Source organism: Rahnella sp. EDr1-12 (genome assembly GCF_049206505.1).
Taxonomy (GTDB): Bacteria; Pseudomonadota; Gammaproteobacteria; order Enterobacterales; family Enterobacteriaceae; genus Rahnella; species Rahnella rivi.
In genome coordinates this window covers 584,686-607,928 of the sequence record NZ_JBLZNY010000002.1, presented here as the reverse complement: position 1 = coordinate 607,928, position 23,243 = coordinate 584,686, and the positions used below count along the sequence as shown (strand labels likewise).

General features: G+C 52.9%; 22 protein-coding genes. 16 read left to right on the top strand and 6 right to left on the bottom strand.

Features of this window, described 5'->3' with window-relative positions; translation table 11 throughout:
* Positions 1 to 23: 23 nt before the first annotated feature.
* From purF to hisP, 6 genes are all read left to right on the top strand, one after another.
* Positions 24 to 1,541 carry an amidophosphoribosyltransferase gene (gene purF / locus ACO0U8_RS12080; RefSeq protein ID WP_056782171.1) on the top strand — a complete coding sequence of 506 codons (1,518 nt, stop codon included), beginning with the start codon at positions 24 to 26 and terminating at the stop codon, positions 1,539 to 1,541.
* A gap of 127 nt (positions 1,542 to 1,668) precedes the next feature.
* Positions 1,669 to 2,241 carry a UbiX family flavin prenyltransferase gene (locus tag ACO0U8_RS12075; protein WP_122097531.1) on the top strand — a complete coding sequence of 191 codons (573 nt, stop codon included), beginning with the start codon at positions 1,669 to 1,671 and terminating at the stop codon, positions 2,239 to 2,241.
* A 323-nt stretch (positions 2,242 to 2,564) separates the two neighbouring features.
* Positions 2,565 to 3,347: a lysine/arginine/ornithine ABC transporter substrate-binding protein ArgT gene (gene argT / locus ACO0U8_RS12070; RefSeq protein ID WP_056782177.1), complete on the top strand. Its 783-nt coding sequence runs from the start codon at positions 2,565 to 2,567 to the stop codon at positions 3,345 to 3,347.
* A 105-nt stretch (positions 3,348 to 3,452) separates the two neighbouring features.
* Complete coding sequence (locus ACO0U8_RS12065) at positions 3,453 to 4,139, top strand: histidine ABC transporter permease HisQ (protein WP_421670857.1); 687 nt, start codon at positions 3,453 to 3,455, stop codon at positions 4,137 to 4,139.
* The gene (locus ACO0U8_RS12060) at positions 4,136 to 4,852 is read left to right on the top strand and encodes an ABC transporter permease (protein WP_056782183.1); all 717 of its coding nucleotides are present in this window, start codon (positions 4,136 to 4,138) and stop codon (positions 4,850 to 4,852) included. Before ACO0U8_RS12065 ends, ACO0U8_RS12060 begins: the two co-directional genes overlap by 4 nt.
* A 35-nt stretch (positions 4,853 to 4,887) precedes the next feature.
* Entirely contained in the window at positions 4,888 to 5,661 is a 774-nt protein-coding gene (gene hisP, locus ACO0U8_RS12055) for a histidine ABC transporter ATP-binding protein HisP (RefSeq protein ID WP_056782185.1), read from the top strand.
* 50 nt (positions 5,662 to 5,711) lie between these two features.
* Here hisP and pepT read toward each other — a convergent pair whose 3' ends face one another.
* Positions 5,712 to 6,944: a peptidase T gene (gene pepT / locus ACO0U8_RS12050; protein WP_421670856.1), complete on the bottom strand. Its 1,233-nt coding sequence runs from the start codon at positions 6,942 to 6,944 to the stop codon at positions 5,712 to 5,714.
* Between the two features lie 158 nt (positions 6,945 to 7,102).
* Here pepT and ACO0U8_RS12045 point away from each other — a divergent pair, with 158 nt between their 5' ends.
* Positions 7,103 to 8,698, top strand: coding sequence for an ABC transporter substrate-binding protein (locus tag ACO0U8_RS12045; RefSeq protein ID WP_136376803.1), 1,596 nt, complete (start codon positions 7,103 to 7,105; stop codon positions 8,696 to 8,698).
* Between the two features lie 399 nt (positions 8,699 to 9,097).
* Here ACO0U8_RS12045 and ACO0U8_RS12040 read toward each other — a convergent pair whose 3' ends face one another.
* Positions 9,098 to 9,994, bottom strand: a complete 897-nt coding sequence (locus ACO0U8_RS12040; protein ID WP_122097536.1) for a TIGR01777 family oxidoreductase — start codon at positions 9,992 to 9,994, stop codon at positions 9,098 to 9,100.
* A 155-nt stretch (positions 9,995 to 10,149) separates the two neighbouring features.
* Positions 10,150 to 10,794, bottom strand: coding sequence for a glutathione binding-like protein (locus ACO0U8_RS12035; protein WP_122097537.1), 645 nt, complete (start codon positions 10,792 to 10,794; stop codon positions 10,150 to 10,152).
* Between the two features lie 313 nt (positions 10,795 to 11,107).
* Between ACO0U8_RS12035 and yfcD the strand changes: the two genes are divergently transcribed.
* Positions 11,108 to 11,719, top strand: a complete 612-nt coding sequence (gene yfcD, locus ACO0U8_RS12030) for an NUDIX hydrolase YfcD (RefSeq protein ID WP_056782198.1) — start codon at positions 11,108 to 11,110, stop codon at positions 11,717 to 11,719.
* Positions 11,720 to 11,800: 81 nt separating this feature from the next.
* On the opposite strand, the gene ACO0U8_RS12025 is transcribed toward yfcD, so the two are convergent.
* Positions 11,801 to 12,817: a LacI family DNA-binding transcriptional regulator gene (locus ACO0U8_RS12025; protein ID WP_122097538.1), complete on the bottom strand. Its 1,017-nt coding sequence runs from the start codon at positions 12,815 to 12,817 to the stop codon at positions 11,801 to 11,803.
* Between the two features lie 332 nt (positions 12,818 to 13,149).
* On the opposite strand from ACO0U8_RS12025, the gene ACO0U8_RS12020 reads away from it, so the two are divergent.
* From ACO0U8_RS12020 to ACO0U8_RS12000, 5 genes are all read left to right on the top strand, one after another.
* The gene (locus tag ACO0U8_RS12020) at positions 13,150 to 13,593 is read left to right on the top strand and encodes a PTS sugar transporter subunit IIA (protein ID WP_217203172.1); all 444 of its coding nucleotides are present in this window, start codon (positions 13,150 to 13,152) and stop codon (positions 13,591 to 13,593) included.
* 119 nt (positions 13,594 to 13,712) lie between these two features.
* Positions 13,713 to 13,994: a PTS sugar transporter subunit IIB gene (locus tag ACO0U8_RS12015; RefSeq protein ID WP_056782206.1), complete on the top strand. Its 282-nt coding sequence runs from the start codon at positions 13,713 to 13,715 to the stop codon at positions 13,992 to 13,994.
* A 56-nt stretch (positions 13,995 to 14,050) separates the two neighbouring features.
* A complete protein-coding gene (locus tag ACO0U8_RS12010; RefSeq protein ID WP_056782209.1) occupies positions 14,051 to 15,427 on the top strand; it encodes a PTS ascorbate transporter subunit IIC in 1,377 nt (458 codons plus the stop codon).
* Between the two features lie 105 nt (positions 15,428 to 15,532).
* The gene (locus ACO0U8_RS12005; RefSeq protein WP_421670855.1) at positions 15,533 to 16,366 is read left to right on the top strand and encodes a transketolase; all 834 of its coding nucleotides are present in this window, start codon (positions 15,533 to 15,535) and stop codon (positions 16,364 to 16,366) included.
* Positions 16,359 to 17,312, top strand: coding sequence for a transketolase family protein (locus ACO0U8_RS12000; protein ID WP_056782214.1), 954 nt, complete (start codon positions 16,359 to 16,361; stop codon positions 17,310 to 17,312). Before ACO0U8_RS12005 ends, ACO0U8_RS12000 begins: the two co-directional genes overlap by 8 nt.
* A 78-nt stretch (positions 17,313 to 17,390) precedes the next feature.
* Here ACO0U8_RS12000 and pta read toward each other — a convergent pair whose 3' ends face one another.
* Both pta and ackA read right to left on the bottom strand, forming a co-directional pair.
* A complete protein-coding gene (gene pta / locus ACO0U8_RS11995) occupies positions 17,391 to 19,535 on the bottom strand; it encodes a phosphate acetyltransferase (RefSeq protein WP_056782218.1) in 2,145 nt (714 codons plus the stop codon).
* Between the two features lie 183 nt (positions 19,536 to 19,718).
* Positions 19,719 to 20,921, bottom strand: coding sequence for an acetate kinase (ackA, locus tag ACO0U8_RS11990; protein ID WP_217203174.1), 1,203 nt, complete (start codon positions 20,919 to 20,921; stop codon positions 19,719 to 19,721).
* A 463-nt stretch (positions 20,922 to 21,384) separates the two neighbouring features.
* On the opposite strand from ackA, the gene yfbV reads away from it, so the two are divergent.
* From yfbV to ACO0U8_RS11975, 3 genes are all read left to right on the top strand, one after another.
* Positions 21,385 to 21,840 (top strand): terminus macrodomain insulation protein YfbV, encoded by a 456-nt coding sequence (gene yfbV, locus ACO0U8_RS11985; protein WP_056782222.1) that lies wholly within the window; start codon positions 21,385 to 21,387, stop codon positions 21,838 to 21,840.
* Between the two features lie 198 nt (positions 21,841 to 22,038).
* Complete coding sequence (locus ACO0U8_RS11980) at positions 22,039 to 22,533, top strand: YfbU family protein (RefSeq protein WP_421670854.1); 495 nt, start codon at positions 22,039 to 22,041, stop codon at positions 22,531 to 22,533.
* Between the two features lie 27 nt (positions 22,534 to 22,560).
* Complete coding sequence (locus tag ACO0U8_RS11975) at positions 22,561 to 23,214, top strand: sugar phosphatase (RefSeq protein WP_421670853.1); 654 nt, start codon at positions 22,561 to 22,563, stop codon at positions 23,212 to 23,214.
* Positions 23,215 to 23,243: the final 29 nt, after the last annotated feature.

The window sequence follows — 23,243 nt, the reverse complement described above, 5'->3', positions numbered from 1 at the left end:
AGCGCTGAAGAGGAAAAGACAACATGTGCGGTATTGTCGGTATCGCCGGTTTCATGCCGGTAAACCAGTCGATTTATGACGCGTTAACGGTGTTACAACACCGTGGGCAGGATGCCGCAGGCATCGTCACCATTGATGCCAATAATAACTTCCGTTTACGGAAAGCGAATGGCCTGGTGAAGGATGTTTTCGAAGCCCGCCATATGCAACGCTTGCAAGGCAACATGGGCATCGGCCATGTTCGCTACCCAACGGCTGGCAGTTCCAGCGCTTCAGAAGCTCAACCTTTTTACGTCAACTCTCCGTTCGGCATCACCCTGGCCCATAACGGTAACCTGACCAATGCCCATGAACTGAGAAGCAATCTGTTCGAAGGCCAGCGTCGCCATGTCAACACGACTTCAGATTCTGAAGTCCTGCTGAATATCCTGGCCAGCGAGCTGGATCGTTTCCAGCATTATCCGCTCGAAGCTGACAACATTTTCGCTGCCGTGTCGGCGGTGAACCTGAAAATCCGTGGTGCTTATGCCTGCGTGGCGATGATCATCGGCCACGGCATGTTAGCTTTCCGTGACCCGCACGGCATCCGCCCGCTGGTGATCGGCAAACGTACGCTGGAAGATGGCCGCAATGAGTACATGGTGGCGTCTGAGAGCGTGGCGTTAGATACACTCGGCTTTGAGTTCCTGCGTGATGTGGCGCCGGGCGAAGCGGTGTACATCACCGAAAAAGGCCAGCTGTTCACCCGCATGTGTGCTGAGAATCCGCAGTACAATCCGTGCCTGTTCGAGTACGTCTATTTCGCACGTCCTGACTCGTTCATTGACAAAATTTCCGTCTACAGCGCCCGTGTTCGTATGGGTGAAAAGCTGGGCGCGAAGATTGCCCGTGAATGGGAAGATCTGGATATCGACGTGGTGATCCCTATCCCGGAAACCTCATGTGATATCGCGCTGGAAATCGCGCGCATCCTGGATAAACCGTACCGTCAGGGTTTTGTTAAAAACCGTTATGTTGGCCGTACATTTATCATGCCGGGTCAGCAGGAACGTCGTAAATCTGTGCGTCGCAAACTTAATGCTAACCGCGCTGAGTTTCGTGATAAGAACGTGTTGCTGGTGGATGACTCCATCGTGCGCGGCACCACGTCCCAGCAAATCGTTGAGATGGCGCGTGAAGCGGGGGCGAGACGTGTGTATCTGGCTTCAGCGGCACCGGAAATTCGTTTCCCGAACGTCTACGGCATCGATATGCCAAGTGCTAACGAACTGATTGCGCATGGCCGCGAAGTCAGCGAAATCAACCAAATCATCGGTGCCGATGCCTTGATCTTCCAGGACCTGAGCGATTTGATCGCCGCAGTGAAAGAAGACAACAGCGATATCGAGAAATTTGAGTGTTCAGTATTCGACGGTATTTACGTCACGAAAGACGTTGACCAGAATTACCTGGAATACCTCGAAGCCCTGCGCAACGACGACGCTCAGGCGTTACGTGGTCAGCAGGAAGCTGAAAACCTCGAGATGCACAACGAAGGCTGATAAGCGCGTTGTTGCCATCATATAAAGCGCGCCCCTCCTGCGAACACACAGGTCGGGCGCGTTTTTTTATGCCTGAATGTATGTCAGTATTAGCACCGTCCGGCTTCATTCTTCTAAGGCAGTGTTCATGAAACGACTTATTGTCGGTATTTCAGGCGCCAGCGGCGCAATTTACGGTGTCCGGCTGTTGCAGGTGTTAAAAAGCGTACCGGATGTCGAAACCCATCTGGTGATGAGTAATGCCGCACGGCAGACGCTGACTCTGGAAACCGATCTGACGCTGCGCGACGTGCAGGCCATGGCCGATGTGGTTCATGATTCCCGCGATATCGCCGCCAGTATTTCTTCCGGATCCTTTAAAACTGCCGGAATGGTGATTTTACCCTGTTCGATCAAAACCTTGTCCGGCATCGTGAACAGCTATACCGACGGATTACTGACCCGCGCGGCAGATGTGGTGCTTAAAGAAAGCCGCCGCCTGGTGCTCTGTGTCCGCGAAACGCCGCTGCATCTTGGCCACCTGCGCCTGATGACTCAGGCCGCTGAGCTCGGAGCCATCATCATGCCGCCGGTTCCGGCGTTCTATCATCGCCCGGCATCGGTGGAAGATATCATCGATCAGACCGTTAACCGCGTCATCGATCAGTTCGATATTGAGCTGCCGGAAGACCTGTTTGTTCGATGGCAGGGCAGCCACTGAGATTTCCCCCCCCTGTACGCACTTATTTCTAGCATTTCACTAACAATGCACCAACGCTGATCACAATTTGATTCATTCTGGTGCATTGTTAACGAGCGCTTACGCTATCCTTTCCTCAGACCTCTGAATACTTTCATATTCCTGATGATTTTTTGACCGGTTTTCACTCTCTTAACGGGGAAATTGCCCTCGCTAAGAAACGGCACGAAACGTGCATGAGAGAATCTGGCAAAAAAGCCATTTGCATCGTTCAGCAAACTATAAAAAGACGTTCATTCACGCACACGCAACCACAACAGATGAATAATCACTGAGGCTAATGTATGAAAAAGTTGTTCAAGGTTCTTCCGCTGGTTTTGGTCTTAGCCAGCGCAGGTAGTGCGTTCGCTGCCGCACCTAAAGCAATTAATATCGGTACTGATCCGACGTATGCCCCATTTGAATCAAAGGATTCCAGCGGCAAGCTGGTAGGTTTTGATATCGATCTCGCTAATGAAATGTGTAAACGCGCTGCAATTAAATGCACGTATGTCGAAAGTGATTTCGACGCACTGATCCCTTCCCTGAAAGCCAAAAAAATTGATGCGATCATTTCCTCATTGTCCATCACTGAAAAACGCCAGCAGGAAATTGATTTCACTGAGAAATTGTACGCCGCCAACGCCCGTCTGATCGCGCCTAAAGGCTCTAAAGTTCTGCCTGAACTGGACGCGCTGAAAGGCAAAAACGTCGGTGTATTGCAGGGTTCCACACAGGAAGCCTATGCCAACGCCATGTGGCAGCCAAAAGGTATCAACGTTGTGGCCTACCAGAACCAGGATCTGATTTATGCGGATCTGGCTTCTGGCCGTCTTGATGCCGCGTTCCAGGACGAAGTGGCGGGCAGCGAAGGCTTCCTGAAACAGTCTGCAGGTAAAGAATACGCGTTCGCGGGTCCGTCTGTTAAAGACGATAAATTCTTCGGCGTGGGTACCGGCATGGGGCTGCGTAAGACCGATACGGATCTGAAAGCCGCGCTGAACAAGGCGTTTGACAGCATGCGTAAAGACGGTACTTACGACAAGCTGGCGAAGAAATACTTCGACTTTGACGTATACGGCGGCTAATTGCGCGCTGTGTGATGTGCCACAGGGGGCGGTGCGCTGCTCCCTGAGGTTCTGACGCGCGCCGTTTTCTGGCCGCGCCGGGATCCTTTCAGACAGGAAAAAACCATGCTGTATGGGTATTCCCAGGTAATCATCCAGGGCACGTTGGTGACACTGGAACTGGCGATTTCGTCAGTTGTTTTAGCGCTGGTGATAGGGCTTATCGGGGCGGGTGGGAAGCTGTCAAAAAGCCGGGTTATTTCTGGTTTCTTTGGGTGTTACACCACGCTTATCCGCGGCGTACCTGATCTGGTGTTGATGTTATTGATTTTTTACGGCTTGCAGATTGCACTCAACAGCGTCACCGAATCTCTCGGGATGACGCAAATTGATATTGACCCGATGAGCGCCGGTATCATCACGCTCGGTTTTATCTATGGTGCGTATTTCACCGAGACATTTCGCGGCGCGTTTATGGCCGTTCCTCGCGGGCAGATTGAAGCGGCCACCGCTTATGGTTTCTCAGGCTCACAAATTTTCCGCCGTATCCTCTTCCCGGCCATGATGCGTTTCGCGTTACCTGGTATCGGTAATAACTGGCAGGTGATTTTAAAAGCCACCGCGCTGGTGTCACTGCTCGGCCTGAATGATGTGGTGAAAGCCACGCAGCTGGCAGGAAAGGGCACCTATCAGCCGTTCTATTTTGCGATTGTGGCGGGGGTGGTGTATCTGGTCTTTACTACGCTTTCGAACGGCGTGCTGTTATGGCTTGAACGCCGTTATTCGCTGGGTGTGAAGAGGGCTGAGCTATGATCGAAATCCTCCAACAATATGGCTGGTCGCTGCTCTACAGCGATGGCTACCGTTTCACCGGGCTGGCGATCACCCTGTGGTTACTGATCAGCTCCGTGGTGATCGGCGGATTGCTGGCGGTGCCCATGGCCGTCGGGCGCGTGTCGTCTAATAAATTAATCCGCTATCCGATCTGGTTATACACCTACATTTTTCGCGGGACGCCGCTGTATGTGCAACTGCTGGTGTTCTACTCCGGCATGTACAGCCTGGAGATCGTGCGCGGTACGGACTTCCTGAACGCCTTCTTTCGCAGCGGTCTGAACTGTACGATCCTGGCGCTGACGCTCAACACCTGTGCGTACACCACTGAGATATTTGCCGGTGCCATCCGGTCAGTGCCTCACGGTGAAATCGAAGCCGCGAACGCCTACGGATTTTCGCGTTTTAAACTTTATACCTGCATTATTTTGCCTTCGGCTTTACGCACGGCGCTGCCGGCTTACAGCAACGAAGTCATTCTGATGCTGCACTCCACGGCTCTGGCGTTTACCGCCACCGTGCCGGATGTGCTGAAGATTGCCCGCGATATTAACTCGGCGACGTATCAGCCGTTTTACGCCTTCGGGATCGCGGCGGTGATTTATCTTTGTGTTTCTTTTGTTCTGATTGGTCTGTTCCGTAAGGCGGAAAAACGCTGGCTGGCGCATGTGAAGCCCCAGTCCGCTCATTAAAAAAGCCAACTATCGACACCATTGCGGGAAACGTTATGTCAGAAAACAAATTAGCCGTTCTCGATCTCCACAAACGCTACGGCGACCATGAGGTGCTCAAAGGCGTGTCGCTCTCCGCCAATGCGGGAGATGTGATCAGTATTATTGGTTCATCAGGTTCAGGGAAAAGTACATTTTTACGCTGCATTAACTTCCTGGAGAAGCCGAGCGAAGGGTCAATCAGCGTCAGCAATCAGGATATCCGCATGGTGCGCGACACCGACGGGCAACTGAAAGTGTTCGACAAAAAACAGCTGCAACTGCTGCGTACCAAACTGACGATGGTGTTCCAGCACTTCAATCTGTGGAGCCACATGACGGTGCTTGAAAACGTCATGGAAGCGCCGGTACAGGTGCTGGGGCTGAGCAAAGCCGAAGCGCGCGAGCGTGCGGTGAAATACCTCGATAAAGTCGGCATCGATGCACGTGCGCAGGGTAAATACCCGGTGAACTTGTCCGGTGGTCAGCAACAGCGTGTCTCTATCGCCCGTGCACTGGCAATGGAACCCGAAGTGCTGTTGTTTGATGAGCCTACTTCTGCGCTCGACCCTGAGCTGGTCGGTGAAGTGCTGCGCATCATGCAGAAACTGGCGGAAGAGGGGAAAACCATGGTGGTCGTCACGCATGAAATGGAGTTTGCCCGCCACGTGTCCAGCCATGTGATTTTTCTGCATCAGGGCGTGATTGAAGAGCAGGGCAACCCTGCCGACGTGTTCGGCAGCCCGAAAAGTGCCCGTCTGCAACAGTTTCTGTCAGGTGCGCTGAAGTAATATCGTTACGCAGCGTTCCCCTCTCATGAGGGGAACGCTGGATGACAGGGTTACCCTTTCGCTGCCAGCAGGCACAGCTGTACGGTCAGTTCGTAGGATTTCACAAACGAATTCACCGGCAGGAACTCAAACTTCGAATGGAAATTATGTGCGCCGGTGAAGTAGTTCGGTGTCAGCAAACCTTTGGCTGACAGCGCTGCGCCGTCGGTACCGCCGCGCATCGGGATCACTTTCGGCTCGACGCCGATCTCTTTCAGCCCGGCAAAAATCAGATCGATCGCCCGGCGGTCTTCGCCGATCGCGCTGCTGATATTGCTGTAGGTATCGCTGATATCCACCGAGACTTTCGCCGTCGGATACTGGGCTGCGATCTCTTTCGCGACATCCTGAATTTTCTGCTTACGGGCAGCAAAACTGGCGCTGTCGAAATCACGGATGGAAGCATGGAGCCGCGCACCCTGCTGGGAAGCGCTCATGCCGTTGAACCAGACGTAGCCTTCGCGGCCTTCGGTATTTTCCGGCGTTTCTGCACGGTCAAAGTGACTGATGAAATCCTGCGCCATCAGTAACGGATTGACCAGCACACCCTTGGCTGACATCGGATGCGCCGTCACACCGGTAAAGTCGATTTCCACGGCTGCCGCGTTGAAGTTTTCATACACCACTTCACCCAGTTCACAGCAGTCAATGGTGTAGGCAAAATCCACGTCAAAGCGGGCAAGATCCAGCGCTTTCGCACCGCGCAGCCCGATTTCTTCATCCGGCACAAACGCTACCACGATATCGCCATACTCCTGCGACGCGTTCAGATTCTCCAGCATGGTCATGACTACCGTCACGGCGGCTTTATTATCTGCGCCCAGCACGCTGGTACCGTCGCTGAAGATGATTTCTTCACCCTGATACGCCAGGATTTCCGGGCGCTCAGCAGGGCGCAGCCAGATATCTTTTTCTTTGTTCAGGCACAGGTCATCGCCGGTGAAGCGCAGCGTTTGCGGATGAATATCCGCGCTCAGGCCCACATCGACGGTATCAATGTGAGTGATAAAACCTATGCGCGGCCCGCCGGTTTTAGTGCCGGGTTTGACCGCGGTGACGGTCGCATATTCATCAATCTGAATGTTTTCTAAACCGAGCTGATGCAGCTCCTCAGCCAGTAACCGCGCCATGTCATGCTGGCCCGGCGTGCTCGGTAAGGTGTTCACGCTGGCGTCACTTTGTGACGTCACGAAGAGATAGCGGTAGAAACGTTCGGTAAGCTGTTTTGCGATTGTTGTCGACATCTTGACCTCTGAATGATCGCCAATGGGTTTACTTGTTATAAGATTTTCATATATAACAAAGTATTACTAGTTGTTATTCAGATGTTAATCTGTTTTTGCTTTGGGTTCCATGATGAAGAAGTTTTAAACACTCTCCGGACAGGGAAAAAAGGGAAAAAATGAAACACAACATTTTAAAAATAAGCACAGGGTTACTGGCGTTAGCGATCACGGGCGGCGTTTCGGCAAAAACGCTGGTGTATTGTTCAGAAGGTTCGCCGGAACAATTTAACCCGCAGCTTTACACATCGGGCACTTCCGTCGATGCCAGCGCTGTGCCGATTTATAACCGTCTGGTTGATTTCAAAACCGGCACCACTGAGCTGGTGCCAAGCCTGGCAGAAAGCTGGGACGTCAGCCCGGACGGTAAAACCTACACTTTCCACCTGCGTAAAGGCGTGAAATTCCAGAGCAGTAAACTGTTTAAACCCAGCCGTGATTTCAATGCGGATGACGTCATCTTCTCGTTCATGCGCCAGAAAGATGAAAACAACCCGTATCACAAGGTGTCCGGCGGCACTTATCTGAACTTCGACAGCCTGAAGCTGGGCGATCTGATCGGCAGCATTGATAAAGTGGATGATTACACCGTTCGCTTCAACCTGACCCGCCCCGAAGCGCCATTTGTTGCCGATCTGGCCTGGTATTTCGCGTCTATCCTCTCGGCAGAATATGCCGATCAGATGCTCAAAGCCGGTACTCCGGAGAAACTCGATCTGAATCCGGTCGGTACGGGGCCGTTCGAACTGGTTCAGTATCAGAAAGACACGCGTTTGCTGTACAAAGCCTTCCCGGAGTACTGGCAGGGTAAATCTAAAATCGACCGTCTGGTGTACACCATCACCCCGGATGCCTCGATGCGTCTCGCAAAACTGGAAAAAAATGAGTGTCAGGTGATGCCGTTCCCGAACCCGGCAGATCTCGACCGGATGCGCGCCAACAAAGACATCAATCTGATGAGTAAATCGGGTCTGAATACCGGCTTCCTGTCTTTTAATACGCAGAAGCCGCCGCTGGACAATGTGAAGGTGCGTCAGGCGCTGAGCATGGCGATCAACAAGCCACAAATCATTGAAGCGGTATTCCGTGGCACCGGCACCGCAGCGAAAACGCTGCTGCCAACCGGTGTCTGGGGATATAACGACAAGGTAGTGGATTACGATTATTCGCCGGAGAAAGCCAAAGCATTACTGGCTGAAGCAGGCATGCCAAACGGTTTTGATATCGATCTGTGGGCGATGCCGGTACAACGTCCGTATAACCCGAATGCCCGCCGTATGGCTGAAATGATTCAGGCGGACTGGGCAAAAATTGGCGTGAAAGCACACATCGTCAGTTTTGAGTGGGGTGAATACCAGACCCGCATCCGTAACGGCGAGCACATGGCCGCGCTGATGGGCTGGACGACAGCCAATGGCGATCCGGATAACTTCTTTGGCCCGTTATTTACCTGTAACGCAGCGAAGGGCGGTTCTAACTCTGCGAAATGGTGTTATGCACCTTTCGACCAGTTGATCACCGAAGCCAAAGAAACCACGGACCATGCCAAACGTGTTGCACTTTACGAGCAGGCGCAGCAAATGATGCACGACCAGGCGCCAGCAGTGATGATTGCACACTCGACCATCTTCGAGCCTGTTCGCAAAGAAGTGAGCGGCTATGAGATTGATCCCTTTGGCAAACATGTGTTTTATCAGGTGGATGTGAAGGAATAAGGCTATACCAATCAATACTTCCTAAAGATAAAACCACTCTGCTTTTGAATTTAAGATTGGGCGGGCGATTCAGACATCTTGCTGAACGGAGCGGCCTGGAGACCAAAGGCTCCAGGACCGAGAGAAGGCACCGCGCAGCGGCAAGATGTCCAGCCTGTCGCGGTGATACCTGAAACAAAGCCAGCATGCGAAGCGCTTGTTGAAAAAGCGAGGAGGAATCCAAAGGAGGAAAAGCACTTTCCTCCTTTGGGCGGTTTCGGCACTGAAAGAGAAGTGATCGCAGTCGTTAAGAAACCGAAAATTCTCGATCTTTTTTCGAAAAGCGTCAGTACAACGCAATTGTACCGCCAAGAAACCGAAACATTCTTGCTCCGGCTGAGCAGGGGCCTGCAAGTCCCTTCACTTCAGCAAATCCTCCAGCGCTTCCTTCAATTCCTGATGTGTAAACTCAAAGCCGGCGGCTTCCAGCCTGCGTGGCACGGCGCGCTGGCCGCCCAGCACCAGTATGGCTGACTCGCCCATCAGCAGACGTATGACGGGGGCCGGTGCCCGCATAAACGCCGGGCGATGCAGAACCTCACCGAGTAGAGCGCTGAACTGTTCGTTGCGTGCGGGATAAGGCGCCACCATGTTGAACGGTCCGCTGAGGGTTTCGTGCATCATCAGGAAAATGATGCCTTCGACCATATCGTCGATATGGATCCACGGCATGTATTGCTGGCCGTCACCCAGAGGGCCGCCGAGTCCGGCGCGGAAAGGCAATACGATTTTTGCCAGCGCGCCGCCTTTTTCTGCCAGCACAATGCCGGTGCGCAACAGGCACACGCGGGTGCGCGGGCTTTCAGCCGTCATCGCCAGGGCTTCCCAGCGTGCGCATAGCTGCCAGGTAAATTGCTTGTTTGGCGGCTCGTCTTCCGGCACCAGGGCCTGCCCCTGATCGCCGTAATAACCCACTGCTGAACCTGAAATAAAGACCTGAGGCGGCGTCTGGCTGGCGTTAATCAGCTGCGCCAGTTTCTCAGTTAACTGCCAGCGGCTTTCACACAGCAACGCTTTGTGATCTTTCGTCCAGCGTTTGTCCGCAATCGGCTCTCCCGCAAGATTGATCACCGCATCAAATCCATCCAGTGACGTTTTGCCGTCCAGCGTTTCCCACAGCTGAACCTGCGAGCCCAGCACTTTCGCGGCGCGTTCAGGCGCACGGGTAAGTACGGTAATCTGATGAGATTGCTCAACAAGTCGCCCGGTAAGCCTTCGGCCAATGAGCCCGGTCGCGCCGGTGATCAGGATTTTCATATCAGGTTCCTTAACTGTCTGAATATGCGAATGAACTGTCATTAATCATAGTTGAGTCGCCGCCTTTAGCGCGCGATATGGAGCACAGTTAATGGAAATTATTTACAGCGGAATGTGTTCAGCAGAACCCCCGGCAGACACCGGGGACAGCGCTGTCAGTGGTGGTTGATGTGCAGGGGATCGGCGAGGGCGTAGGCTTTTTGCGTGGAAGGACGGGCTTTAACGCGTTCAAACCAGTTTCGCACCGCCGGATACTCCGCCAAATCAATGCGCTGGCGCTCATGCGCTACCACCCACGGATAAGCGGCGATATCAGCAATGCTGTAGGTATCCCCGGCGATATAGGCATTTTTAGTCAGCTGGGTATTCAGCACGCCGTAAAGACGTTTGGTTTCCTGCTGATAGCGTTCGATGGCGTAAGGTACAGGCTGCGGGGCGTAGTGCGTGAAGTGATGATTTTGCCCGAGCATCGGGCCCATTCCGGCCACCTGCCAGGTCAGCCACTCCAGCGTTGTGGTGCGTTCGCGCAATTCCTTACTGAGTAATTTTCCCGTTTTCTCAGCCAGATACTGCAAAATGGCCCCGGACTCGAACACACCGATGGGCGCGCCGCTGTCTACCGGCTGACTGTCGACAATCGCCGGGATCTTATTGTTGGGGGAAATGGCGAGAAACTCGGGTTTAAACTGATCGCCTGCGCTGATATCAATGCGATGAAGACGGTAGGCCAGACCGGCTTCCTCCAGAAAAAGAGAAATCTTATGACCGTTGGGTGTGGGCGCGTAATAAAGATCAATCATATTGCCTCCTGCGTTATGTTAATCACTTAATGAAATCCGCCAGTGCGCGGTTGATAATCACAGTTTTTAAAATGATTGGGTAGGGTATCATAATGGTTGTGAATACTTGCCTGCGCCGGACCTTTGTCAGAGTTGTCTTATGGCGAAGTTTGTGGGGTAACATAACTTTTACCTGTCACCAACGCATCCATTGCTATTGAAGCCATGTGGCAGACCCAGATAGAATCTCCGGACATTATCGACGTGTTGCACCCATTACTGCGCACAGACCCATTGCGCACAGACCAGCGCTTAAAACAGAAGGTTTCAGCGGATGTCAGAACAAGAGCAAAACATCAGTACGGAAGAATGGGTTGATATCGTCAACGAAGATAACGAGGTCATTGCCCAGGCCAGCCGACAACAAATGCGTGCTCAGGTCCTGCGCCACCGTGCCAGCTATATCGTGGTGCATGACGGAATGGGCAATATTTTGGTTCAGCGTCGTACCGAAACCAAAGACTTTTATCCCGGCTGGCTGGATGCAACGGCAGGTGGCGTGGTGCAGAGTGGCGAAAATATTCTTGATTCAGCCCGCCGTGAAGCGGAAGAAGAGTTAGGGATCGCCGGTGTACCCTTTGCCGAACATGGTCAGTTCTACTTCGAAGAAGAGAACAAATGCCGCGTGTGGGGCGCGTTGTTTAGTTGCGTATCCCACGGTCCGTTCGCCTTGCAGGAAGAAGAAATTGATTCTGTACGCTGGATGACGCCGGAAGAGATCACCGCACGATGCGACGAATTTACGCCGGACTCGCTTAAAGCGCTGTCACTTTGGATGACGCGTAATAACGAGAAAGAGCATGGCAAGCCGCTAACCCGTGACTTGCTGAGTGATGAATCTGCCAAAGCGGATGATGAGCCGGATAACGAAAGCACCCCGATCTAAGCCTCAGCCTCTGAATCATTGAGCCTGGAAAACCCGCCGCACGCGTACTGATGTCGCCTGCGGCTTTTTGTTGTCGTGAATTTAGCAGCTGTCCCGCTTGCACAATGACGAGGCGATCGTCACCTCTTCCCACTCTTCATCATGGATCCTCGCCAGCAAGGCCTGAGCCGCACGCGTACCAATTTCCCTATGCGGGATGGCGATAGTGGTCAGCGGCGGCTGGCAGACTTTACTGACGTCCGAGTTGCCAAATCCCACCACCGCCAGATCGTCCGGCACTTTGATACGTCGGCGCTGGCATTCGTACAGCGCTCCGCACGCCAGATCGTCTGAGACGCACACCAGCGCGTCGATTTCCGGCCAGGCCAGCAGAAACTCAGGCAACTGCTGAGCGCCGGTGGAAAAGCTGGCGGGCTCGGCCGCGTTGATCACCCGATGCGGCGACATATGCGCTTTCAGCATGGCCTTTCGCCAGCCTTGCAAATGTTGCTGGAAAATCCACTGTTCCTGATTGGCGCACAGCATACCGATGTTTTGATATCCCTTCGCCACCACGGTCTGAGTGAGCTGAAACATCGCCTCGACGTAATCAATCCCGATATTCATATCAATGGGAGAGTCCGTCAGCGCACCGATTTCCAGCACCGGGATGGTCAGATTATCCAGCCACTGGCGAACGTTGGCCGAGTGCTCGACAGAGAGCAATATGGCCGCCGCCAGATTGTAAGATAGCAGCGTTTCCAGCAATTTTTCTTCCCGCTCAATGCGGTGCTGGGATTCGGCCAGCATGATCTGGTACCCGGCAGGTTGCAGCACTTTCTGAAGCCCGGCAAACATCTCAGCGCAGCCCGGTTCCGACAGACTTGGCACAATCATGGCGACAGTATTTGATGACGCAGAAGCCAGTGAACTGGCCGCCTGATTGGGTAAATAACCCAGCTGGCTGACGGCCTCTTCGATCTTTTCACGCAGCTTATCGGAGACTTGTTCCGGGGTACGCAGTGCGCGGGAAACGGTCATGCTGCCCACACCTGCAAGCTGCGCCACATCAGCCAGCGTCACTCTCCCTGTACTGCGCCTTTTCTTATTAATGGACATGCACAATCCTGACTCCTGCACCCGAAGATATAGCGAAAAAAGCAAGCCGCAGCAGGGCGATACCCGAAGGATCCACGGCGGAATTGGGTAAATTATCGGTCATTTCCGGACAAAGTATACCGTTATTTGTGTGAACTGCGGTGCAGTGGTACCGGCAGGGGACTATTTTTGATAGCGCTATCACAGAACGTAATGATAGACGCTTGGTAGCGCTATCTTTGTGAGATGTATCACAGATGTTAACGCTACCGGTGCGTAGAGTCAGGGCGTTGGTGTGGTTTGGGGGAAAGAGGCACACCAGCCATTAACACATCAAAACCGGAGTCACACCTATGCTGAATGATTGGCTGACCTCTGACAGGATTCAGATCAGAACGGATATCACGGACTGGCGGCAGGCGGTGCAAGTCAGCGCTGAGCCTTTGTTGAAAGAGGGCACGATTACCCCGGAATATCTGACGGCGATTTTTGCCCAGCGGGAAAAGTTAGGGCCGTATTTTGTTCTGGCGCCGGGCATTGCCATGCCGCATGCCAGACCGGAAGAGGGCGCGAAGGGGTTAGGATTGTCGCTGCTCACGCTGCCTCAGGGAGTGACATTTAATTCTGAGGACAATGACCCTGTTTATACCGTCGTCATGTTATCGGCACCCGATAAGCACAGTCATATTGAATTAATCTCTGAACTGGCTGAATTATTTTCCAGCGACGAAGATATGCAGAAAATACATCAGGCAAAAGATATAAAAACAATTCAGGATGTCATTACGAAATTCTGACCGTTTTACGATTAAATAACGGAATAACCTTAACGCACAACGGATGCATTAATGTGTATTGACATCAGAAATCATTCTGATGCGTAACCCTACAAACTTTTAAAACACAGGTAAATAACATGAAAATTATGGCGATTTGCGGTTCCGGTTTAGGCAGCAGCTTTATGGTCGAAATGAACATTAAAAAAGTGCTGAAAAAATTAAATATTCAGGCGGATGTTGAACACTCTGATTTATCTTCAGCCATTCCCGGCGAGGCAGACCTGTTCGTGATGGCGAAAGACATCGCCGCCAGCGCCAATATCCCGGACAATCAGCTGGTTGTCATCACGAATATTGTGGATATCAACGAGCTGGAAACCAAGCTGGTCGCACATTTTGAAAAGCATCCGGTGTCCTGAGCCAGACCGACACGGACTGACCCTACAATAAAAAACAATATACATCCGAGGTGGATATGTTTATCCAGGAAACGCTCAAGTTTGTGGTTGATATATTAAAAGTGCCATCTGTTCTGGTGGGGCTCATCGCCTTAATCGGTTTAGTGGCGCAAAAGAAAAACTTTTCTGATGTGGTAAAAGGTACAGTCAAAACAATACTGGGCTTTTTAGTTTTAGGCGGTGGTGCAACAGTATTAGTCGGCTCATTAAATCCTTTAGGCGGCATGTTCGAACACGCCTTTAATATCCAGGGTATTATTCCTAATAACGAAGCGATTGTTTCTATCGCGCTGGAGAAATTCGGTGCGCCGACCGCCTTAATTATGGCGTTCGGTATGGTGGCAAACCTGATCGTGGCGCGCTTTACCCGTCTGAAATACGTGTTCCTGACCGGACATCACACGTTCTATATGGCCTGCATGATCAGCGTCATCCTGACCGTAGCCGGTTTTGAAGGCGTGTCACTGGTGTTCACCGGTTCCCTGACGCTGGGCCTGATCATGGCGTTTTTCCCGGCGCTGGCACAACGTTATATGCGTAAGATCACCGGCAGCGACGATGTGGCCTTCGGCCATTTCGGCACCATCGGTTACGTGCTGTCAGGCTGGATCGGCAGCAAAGTCGGTAAAGGGTCACGCTCTACCGAAGAAATGAATCTGCCGAAAAACCTCAGTTTCCTGCGCGACAGCTCCATTTCTATTTCACTCACCATGATCATTATTTACCTGATTATGGCGGTGTTCGCCGGACAGGTGTTCGTCGAAGCCACCTATAGCGCAGGCCAGAACTATCTGGTGTACGCCATTATCATGGCGATCACTTTTGCGGCGGGCGTGTTCATCATCCTGCAAGGTGTGCGTCTTATTCTGGCGGAAATCGTACCGGCATTCGTTGGCTTCTCCGAGAAACTGGTGCCCAACGCACGTCCCGCGCTGGACTGCCCGGTGGTCTACCCGTACGCACCGAATGCCGTGCTGATTGGCTTCCTGTTCAGCTTCCTCGGCGGTCTGGTCGGTTTATTCCTGTTAGGCCAGATGCATCTGGTGCTGATCCTGCCGGGCGTGGTGCCGCACTTCTTCACCGGTGCGACGGCGGGTGTCTTCGGCAATGCGACCGGCGGTCGACGCGGTGCGATGGTCGGCGCGTTTGCTAACGGCGTGCTGATCACCTTCCTGCCGGTTCTGCTGCTGCCGGTGCTCGGCGCGCTGGGCTTCGCAAACGCCACCTTCTCAGATGCAGACTTTGGCGTCATCGGTATCCTGCTGGGCAATCTGGCTCGCTTCATGTCTAAAGAAGGCATCATGGCGCTGATTGTCGGCATCTTCGCGGTTCTGGTTGCTTACAACTATCTCGGCAAAAAACCTGCGGCTGAGAAAGCGGTCAGCGAAGAGTAATTCAGTCACTCACTCAGTCTCTTATCACCCACCGGGGATCACGGTTCAGGCCTGTTAGAAATAACAGGTCTGGATAAGTGCTCACTAAAATAAGGACCCTGCAAGATGAAAGATATCCATGAGGTTCATGATCTGGCGCGCCAAATCCGCATCGAGACGCTGAAAATGCTGACCGGTCTGGGCTTCGGACACTATGGCGGCAGCATGTCAGTGGTGGAAACGCTGGCAGTATTGTACGGCGATGTGATGCGCATCGACCCGAAAAATCCGGACTGGCAGGATCGCGATTATTTCGTGCTCTCCAAGGGGCATGCAGGCCCGGCGTTGTATGCCACGCTGGCGCTGAAAGGCTATTTCCCGGTTAGCCAGCTGAAAACCTTGAATGAGAACGGCACGCGCCTGCCGAGCCACCCCGACCGGCTGCGCACTACCGGCGTGGATGCCACGACCGGTTCGCTCGGGCAGGGCGTGTCCATCGCCGCAGGTATGGCGCTCTCGCACACACTGGCGGGGCGGGCTAACCGTGTCTTCTGCATTCTGGGTGACGGTGAGCTGAATGAAGGTCAGTGCTGGGAAGCCTTCCAGTTTATTGCTCACCACAATCTGCATAACCTCACGCTGTTCATCGATTACAACAAACAGCAGCTCGACGGCACGCTGGACGAAGTCATTAAACCTTTCGATCTGGCCGGGAAATTCAGCGCTTTTGGTTTTGATGTGCAGACGATTAAAGGCGATGACGTCGTGGCAATTCGCGATGCGGTAACGCCGGTGCGTGAGGGCGGGCAGCGTCCGCTGGTGGTGATCCTCGACAGCATTAAAGGGCAGGGCGTGAAGTATCTCGAGCAACTGGCGAACTCGCATCATCTGCGTTTAACGCCGGAAGTGAAACTGGAAATTGAACACGCAATCGCTGAGCTGGAGGCCGCCCATGTTTGAAGTCTCTCTGGAATTACAAAAAGACGCCGTGGAAATGCGTAAGGTTTATGCCAATACCGTGCGCGAAAAGATTGTTGAAAATACGCCGATCATTGCGCTCGAAGCGGATCTGATGAGTTCTATGGCGATGGATGGCGTGCACAAAGATCACCCGTCACACGTGATCAACTGCGGCATCATGGAAGCCAACGTTATCGGCGTGGCGGCGGGTTTATCGCTGACAGGCCGCGTCCCCTTTGTGCATACTTTTACCGCGTTCGCCAGCCGCCGCTGTTTTGATCAGTTGTTTATGTCACTGGATTATCAGAAGAATAACGTCAAAATCATTGCGTCCGATGCCGGTGTCAGTGCCTGTCACAACGGCGGCACGCACATGTCCTTCGAAGACATGGGGATTGTGCGCGGGCTGGCAAATTCCGTGGTGATGGAGGTCACCGACGCCGTGATGTTCCGCAATATTTTGCTGCAACTGATGGATCTGAAGGGATTTTACTGGGTGCGCACCATCCGTAAACAGGCGACTCAGATTTACCAGGAAGGCTCAACGTTCACCATCGGCAAAGCAAACGTGCTGCGAGACGGAAGCGACATCACGCTTATCGCCAACGGAATTATGGTCGCCGAAGCGCTGAAAGCGGCGCAGATGCTGGAACGTGAAGGCGTCAGTGCGGCGGTGATCGACATGTTTACCCTCAAGCCGATTGATAAAGACGTCATCATAAAATATGCCGCGAAAACCGGTAAAATCATCACCTGTGAAAATCACAGTATTCATAACGGGCTGGGATCGGCGGTGGCGGAAGTGCTGGTAGAAAATCAGCCGGTACCTATGCGGCGTGTTGGCGTGAAAGAACGTTACGGGCAGGTGGGGACGCAGGAGTTTTTACAGCAGGAATATGGCCTGACCGCTGAGCATATACTTGAAGCGGCTAAAACATTGCTCTGAGCGGCTGGCGACCCGCAAAAATGAGCCCAAAAAAACGCCGGACATAAAGCCCGGCGTTTTGCCTTCAGAGGGGTTGGCTTATTTAGCCGGAACCGCAGTTTCTGCCTGAGCAGACTGAATCGCTGTCAGAGCAACGGTGTAGACGATATCGTCTACCAGTGCGCCACGGGACAGATCGTTGACCGGTTTACGCATGCCCTGCAACATCGGCCCGATAGAAACCAGATCCGCAGAACGTTGTACCGCTTTGTACGTGGTGTTACCGGTGTTCAGGTCAGGGAAGATGAACACGGTCGCCTTACCCGCTACCGGCGAGTTTGGTGCTTTGGACAGCGCAACGTCAGCCATGATGGCTGCATCGTACTGCAGCGGGCCATCGATGATCAGGTCAGGGCGTTTTTCCTGCGCCAGACGGGTCGCTTCACGCACTTTCTCAACATCGCTACCCGCACCGGAGTTACCGGTGGAGTAAGAGATCATCGCAACGCGTGGTTCGATACCGAACGCCGCAGCGGAATCCGCAGACTGGATCGCGATTTCAGACAGCTGTTCAGCCGTTGGGTCCGGGTTGATCGCACAGTCGCCGTAAACCAGAACCTGGTCAGGCAGCAGCATGAAGAACACAGAAGAAACCAGTGAGCTACCCGGTGCAGTTTTGATCAGCTGCAACGGTGGGCGGATAGTGTTTGCGGTGGTGTGGACAGCACCGGAAACCAGACCGTCAACGTTACCTTGTTCCAGCATCAGGGTGCCCAGAACCACGTTGTCTTCCAGTTGTTCACGCGCAACCACTTCGGTCATGCCTTTGCTTTTACGCAGCTCAACCAGACGTGCGACGTATTCTTCACGCACAACGACCGGATCCACAATCTCGATGCCTTTACCCAGCACTACACCCTGCGCCGCAGCAACGCGCTTGATCTCTTCCGGGTTACCCAGCAACACACATTCCGCGATACCGCGTTCAGCACACAGTGCCGCCGCTTTAACGGTGCGTGGCTCGTCGCCTTCCGGCAGAACGATGCGTTTACCGGCTTTACGGGCCAGTTCGGTCAGCTGGTAGCGGAACGCTGGCGGAGACAGACGACGTGAACGCTCAGAATGCGCGCTCAGTGATTCAATCCAGTCAGCGTTGATGTGAGAAGCGACATACTGTTGCAGTTTCTCAACGCGCTGATGGTCGTCCGCAGGGACTTCCAGATTGAAGCTTTGCAGGCTGAGGGAGGTCTGCCAGGTGTTGGTGTCTACCATGAAGACAGGCAGGCCAGTCTGGAAAGCACGTGCGCACAGGCTGTTGATGCGCTCGTCGATTTCGTAACCGCCGGTCAGCAGAATTGCGCCAATTTCAACGCCATTCATCGCCGCCAGACAAGCTGAAACCAGAACGTCCGGACGGTCTGCGGAGGTAACCAGCAGGGAACCAGGGCGGAAGTGTTCGAGCATGTGAGGAATGCTGCGTGCGCAGAAAGTCACGGATTTCACGCGGCGGGTTTGCACGTCGCCTTCGTTGATGATGCGGGCGTTCAGGTGCTTAGCCATGTCGATTGCGCGGGTGGCAATCAGCTCGAAGCTCCATGGAATGCAGCCCAGCACCGGCAGCGGGCTGTTCGCGAACAGCTGAGTCGGATCGATATTGGCGACGCTGGCTTTGTTGGAGTCATCGAAGATTTCAGACAGGTCAGGACGTGTGCGTCCCTGATCGTCAACCGGCGCATTCAGTTTGTTGATGATGACGCCGGTGATGTTTTTGTTTTTACTGCCGCCGAAGCTGGAGCGGGCCAGTTCGATACGTTCTTTTAACTGCGCGGGAGAATCATTACCCAGTGCCAGAACGAAGACGATTTCTGCGTTCAGGGTTTTGGCGATTTCATAGTTGAGCGCATTCGCAAACTGGTGTTTACGGGTAGGGACTAAACCTTCAACCAGCACCACTTCCGCATCTTTGGTGTTTTCGTGATAACGGGCGATGATTTCTTCCATCAGCACGTCCTGCTGGTTTGAACTCAGCAGCGCTTCAACGTGGCTCATCTTCAGCGGTTCCGCTGCAGTCACGGAGGAGTTGGCACGAATGATGGTGGTGGTTTGATCGGGTGCATCACCGCCGGCACGTGGTTGTGCGATGGGTTTGAAGATGCTCAGGCTGACGCCTTTTTGTTCCATGGCACGGATCACACCGAGGCTGACGCTGGTCAGACCAACGCTGGTACCTGTGGGGATCAACATAATTGTACGAGACACGGCTAAACCTCTTTAACGGTTGCCAGGCAGAGACGGTCGCAGGTTTGTGCAGAGGGGATAATGATCAGCATGAGCGCGACGATTATCCTGCGCGGTGCGTCCAAACGGGCGGCGTTTGCCTTTGAGTGAAAAATCACTGCCAGCGAAAACTGGCAGTGTTGAATCGAATTATGCGGTCAGACGCGCAGCGTCTTGTGCAATAACCAGCTCTTCATTGGTTGGGATAACCAGCGCGGTACGGGTGCCTTCTTTGTTGATGGCACCGGATTTACCGAAACGAGCCGCGAGGTTGCGTTCGTGGTCAACTTCAAAGCCCAGCAGGCCCAGTTTAGCCAGAGATAATTCACGCACCATTGCTGCGTTTTCGCCGATACCGCCGGTGAAGACGACAGCGTCCAGACGGCCTTCCATCAGTGAGGCGTAGCTACCGATGTATTTCGCCAGACGGTGGCAGAATACGTCCATCGCACGTTTAGCATCTGCTTTAGTGGTGTAGTTATCTTCAACATAACGGCAGTCGCTGGTGACTTCAGTCAGACCCAGCAGGCCAGATTCTTTGGTCAGCATTTTGTTGATTTGATCAACGCTCATGCCCAGAGAATCGTGCAGGTGGAAGATGATGGCCGGGTCGATGTCACCGCTGCGGGTGCCCATCACCAGACCTTCCAGCGGGGTCAGACCCATGGAAGTATCAACGCATTTACCGTTACGGATTGCGCTGACGGAACCGCCGTTACCCAGGTGGCAAGTGATCAGATTCACTTCTTCCACCGGTTTGTTCAACATTTTCGCGGCTTCCTGAGTCACATAGAAGTGGCTGGTGCCGTGTGCGCCGTAACGACGGACGTGATGATCGCGGTACAGGCTGTACGGCAGTGCGTAAAGGTAAGATTCTTCTGGCATGGTCTGATGGAAGGCGGTGTCGAAAACAGCCACGTTCTTGTCAGCCAGTTTAGGGAAGGATTTCAGCGCTTCGTCGATACCGATCAGGTGAGCCGGGTTATGCAGCGGTGCAAACGGGATAGATTCTTTGATACCTTCGATAACAGCATCGTTGATCAGCATGGACTTGGTCAGCTTTTCGCCGCCATGAACGATGCGGTGGCCGATTGCAACCAGCTCTGCAGACAGTTCAGGTTTTTGGCTCAGGATGTTGTTCACGATGAATTTCAGCGCTTCGCTGTGTGCGGCACCCGCACCCAACGCGGCTTCTTCTTTGCCACCGTCCATTTTCCACTTAATGCGCGCTTCCGGCAGGTGGAAACATTCGGCTAAACCTGAAATGTGCTCTTCGCCGTTCACAGCATCAATGATTGCGAACTTAAGGGAAGAACTACCACAGTTAAGAACCAGTACAAGCTTACTCGACATGGAAGTACCTATTTATTGTTGGTGCTGTTTAAGGAAAAAAACAATACACGTGGTTAATAAATCGTCAGTCTGACATCAAGCGTAGCGCATAATGGCGGTGACAATTATGATTAACATCATGCCAGAGAGCCAAAACAGGCATGATAATGAAAAAGCTAAAGAATCGCAGGACGCTGGTTTTTTCTGTGCCCGCGGATAGCAAAAAAATGGGGGCGCAGTACACAAAATGTCTCTGTTATGCGTCTTTAGAATGTTATCTATTAGTGAAAACACTAACAAAAAATGCAATTACTAATTACAAAACACCTCGGCCCGAGGCACTATGCTTAGTGATATGGCTTTAAATGCTGCGACAGGATACCGGCACGTTTCAGCAAAAACAAAATATATTTTATCGTGGTAAACTCCAGTTTATGTTTCACAACTATTTTTTAATTATTACACGTGAAGTTGAGGTGCAATTATGACGAGTAAGCCAACAGGCTCTGTAAGCTGGTTCCAGGTTTTCCAGCGTGGGCAGCATTATATGAAAACATGGCCGTCTGATAAGCGCCTGGCTCCTGTGTTCCCCGAGAACCGGATTTCAACCGCCACCCGTTTTGCTGTCCGCTTCATGCCGCCGGTGGCGATCTTCACGCTGACCTGGCAAATCGCGCTGGGCGGACAACTCGGGCCGGCCGTTGCGACGGCGATATTTGCCTGTAGCTTGCCTATGCAAGGGTTATGGTGGCTTGGCCGCCGTTCACTGACGCCTTTGCCGCCGACGCTGCTGAGCTGGTTCCACGATGTGCGTAATAAACTCGCTGAATCGGGCCAGGCGCTTGCGCCGGTCGAAGGGACGCCGACCTATCAGGCGCTGGCTGATGTCCTCAAGCGTGCGTTCAAACAACTCGACAAAACCTTCCTCGACGATTTGTAAGCCTGTTTCCAGCGCTTTTCACATCATCTCCAATATTGCTAAGCTTCACTGCACCGCATTTTGACCGGAGGAACTTCTCCTCCGGTGATTATTTCACATGAGATCCGGACTCAAATCAAAGAATGGTGTGCTTGCGATTTCGCAGAAGTTTGCGCTATGCCATGCTTTGCTCATTATGCAGACATGAGGATTTTCACGATGGAAATGACTAACGCGCAACGCCTGATCTTGTCGAATCAATACAAAATGATGACCATGCTTGATCCCGATAACGCGGAACGCTACCGCCGTTTGCAAACGGTGATCGAACGCGGTTTCGGTTTGCAAATGCGTGAGCTGGACAGAGATTTCGGTGAGTTACCGGAAGAAACCTGTCGCACAGTGATTAACATTATGGAAATGCACCATGCGATGCAGGTGTCATGGACCAATCTGAAAGACACCCAGGGGCTGGATCGCCGTCGTATAGATTTCCTTGGCTTCGATGCGGCCACCGAATCCCGCTATTTAAGCTATGTGCGCTTTATGGTGAATACCGAAGGGCGTTACACTGACTTCGACGCCGGGACTCACGGGTTTAACTCGCAGACCAAAATGTGGGATAAATACCAGCGTATGCTGGCGATCTGGCAATCATGCCCGCGTCAGTATCATCTGAGCGCTGTAGAGATAGCGCAAATTATTAATGCCTGACTGGAATTAACTAAAGAGGAATTGCCTGTGGAGTGTAAAGGTTTCTTGTTCGACCTTGATGGAACGTTAGTGGATTCATTACCGGCAGTTGAGCGTGCATGGGTTAACTGGGCGCTCAGTTGGGGAGTCAGCCCGCAGGATGTTCTGGCCTTTATTCATGGCAAACAGGCGATCACCTCTTTACGTCATTTTATGCAAGGTGAAACAGAAGAGACGATTCAGCAAGAGTTTCTGAAGCTGGAAAAAATCGAAGCCACCGACACCGAAGGCGTCTCGGCGTTGCCGGGTGCACATTTACTGCTGAGCGAACTCAACCGTCAAAATATTCCGTGGGCCATTGTGACCTCCGGTTCTATGCCTGTCGCCAGTGCGCGCCATGCGGCAGCACATTTGCCTGCGCCGGAAGTGTTCATCACTGCGGAACAGGTTAAGCATGGCAAACCGCAGCCGGATGCCTATTTGCTGGGTGCAGAACGTTTAGGTCTGGCGCCGGAAGAGTGTGTTGTGGTGGAAGATGCCGCTGCAGGCGTAATGGCAGGGCTTGCCGCAGGATGTAAAGTGATCGCTGTGAATGCACCGGACGATACGCCAGGGATCGAAAATGTTGATTTTGAGCTGACGACGCTGGAAGTTCTGCTGGTGGAAAGCAACAAGCAGGGCGTGACGGTAAGTTTGCGCTAAGCCTGAAAAAAGCACAGTTTCGACATTTT